The organism is Parabacteroides provencensis (assembly GCF_900232875.1).
Lineage (GTDB): Bacteria > Bacteroidota > Bacteroidia > Bacteroidales > Tannerellaceae > Parabacteroides > Parabacteroides chinchillae.
Window position 1 is genome coordinate 1 of sequence record NZ_LT960504.1, and the last position, 1940, is coordinate 1940.

The 1940-nt window shown below is 41.3% G+C and carries 3 protein-coding genes; 1 reads left to right on the forward strand and 2 read right to left on the reverse strand.

Annotation, left to right across the window (positions count from 1 at the left end):
* Window positions 1-789, forward strand: a 789-nt coding sequence (locus CTY47_RS17015; protein WP_158228556.1) for a hypothetical protein, incomplete at its 5' end; no start/stop codon positions are given.
* Between the two features lie 2 nt (window positions 790-791).
* Here CTY47_RS17015 and CTY47_RS16600 read toward each other — a convergent pair.
* Complete coding sequence (locus CTY47_RS16600) at window positions 792-1064, reverse strand: hypothetical protein (RefSeq protein ID WP_099465894.1); 273 nt, start codon at window positions 1062-1064, stop codon at window positions 792-794.
* Window positions 1065-1074: 10 nt separating this feature from the next.
* On the reverse strand, window positions 1075-1940 hold an 866-nt coding region (locus CTY47_RS16605; RefSeq protein WP_233202226.1), incomplete at its 5' end, for a terminase TerL endonuclease subunit.

Consider the following 1940-nt stretch of genomic DNA (forward strand, 5'->3'; position numbering starts at 1 on the left):
CATTGGAACACAATTCTTAATATCATCGGGCACAGAATTTCACAAGGTGATTTGGTGTTTGTAGATTGTCATGTGTTAGAAAAGAAACTTGATTTAACAAACGACAATAATTTACTATTCAACATTTACATCCAATCTGCTAAAAATAGCATCAATGGATATTTTGATCTTGAGCATAAGGTCATCTCTTGGATGTTAGAGAAAGACTCAAGTTTAATTATTCCTTATCTAAAAGAATTACATTCGGACAGCTATTCTTCAGGATATAACCAGAACTTTGATTTTATATGGCAATTGAATAATTATAAAGATATTGCCGACATACTTTTTGATTATTTTTCAACAGATGAAAACAAATATCAATTTAGATGGCACTTCTTCGAGGAGTTCTTTGGAGGAAGCAATCCAGATATCCAAAAAGCATATTTGCTTGACAAGCTAAAAGCATATAGTGATAATAAAAAAGTTACTGATATGATATTTGATGCTGTTGTAAATTGTCTTGGTGATCACATATATGAATCTGTAGATAGCTTATTGTCTTTAAGTTCAGACATTGAAGTATTCCGTAAGTTAAGTCTGCTTCCGCATTCACACTCATGGAGTGGAAGTGAAATTCCTATACTTCAAGCTGAATTAGACAAACTTCACAAAATAAAAGAAATTATCCAGACAAAAAGCCCGAAATTGAATTACTTAGAACACATTGAATATATTGACAAACAAATCAGATATAAAGAAAATGACATTAAACGGGTTCGAAAACGGGAATTTGCAAGAGATGAATAGAGTCAGATATTTCGAATTAATACCCGCCTAAAACTATCAAACTCCGAGTACCTGCGTTTGCCTGTGATGGCGATATGGAAATCTTCGAGGCGTTCGTAGGCTTCTAATTGGCTATCGTATAAGTCTCGCATACGGAGGTAATAGTCGGCAAAACCCTCGGCAGAAGTGATTTTGCGGATTGCCGGATGCAACGGTGGGATGGTTGATAATTCCGATTCTATCTTGGCTCTTTCCGACAACTGGCGGTCGGAGAACTTCTTTTTATGCTTTGTCATACGCTGAATTTTAAAGTGTTAATAATCCTCGGTCGTTGTAAGGGTTGGAGTCATCGTTCGCCTGATCGGTCATCCATTCGCCGAGAGCCATAATGGAAGCCACGATGCCGTCGATCTTCTGAGTCGACTTCTCTTTGTCGGGTTTGATATTGCCTGCCGGATCGGTTTTAACCAGTGTGGAGGACAGCATCCACCGTAACACAGGATTCCCAAAATGCTCTATCTGTTCGGAGAGTACCAGTGCCTCGAACTGTTTTGTTGGAGCGGACATTGAACCGTAGCCCTGCCCGAATGGGTTAAAGGTCAATCCCTCGTTGGAGAGGTCGATGATGGTTTGCGAAGAATTCCAGCGGTCGTAGGCAGTTGACTTCAAATTGTAGTCGGCTGCTATTTTCAAGATATCGGCTTTGACAAAATCGTAGTCGGTGATGTTACCAGGCGTGACCTTGACAAAACCTTGGCGTACCCAATGGTCGTAGTTGATATTTTCCTTGCGGATCTTTTCGAGCATCTTCTCCTCCGGAATCCAGAAGAATGGCAAGAGTTGAAAACGGTTGTTTTCGTTGAATAGCAGAACAAAGGCGGTGATGTCGGACACATTCGAAAGGTCAAGTCCTCCCCAACAGTCACAACCTTGCAGATCCTCAACCCGTGACAATCCGTCACACTTTTGCCAAACCTCGTCCAAAATCCAGGTCTTCTCGGCATCCACCCACAAATTGACATTCTTGGTCATCACATTGCGGACTGCTTCGGGGCGGTTCTTGGCATCTTTGATTTCGCCTGCGAGGTAATCGACCGATAGCGATACCCCAAGATTGGGGTTAGATTTAATCCACATCTTTGGGTTGTCCCACTCCTCGTTGGAGTCGAGGG

Excerpts from the sequence above, each read along its gene's own strand:
- CTY47_RS16600 (WP_099465894.1), bottom strand. The coding sequence starts at position 1,064 with ATGACAAAGCATAAAAAGAAGTTCTCCGACCGCCAGTTGTCGGAAAGA.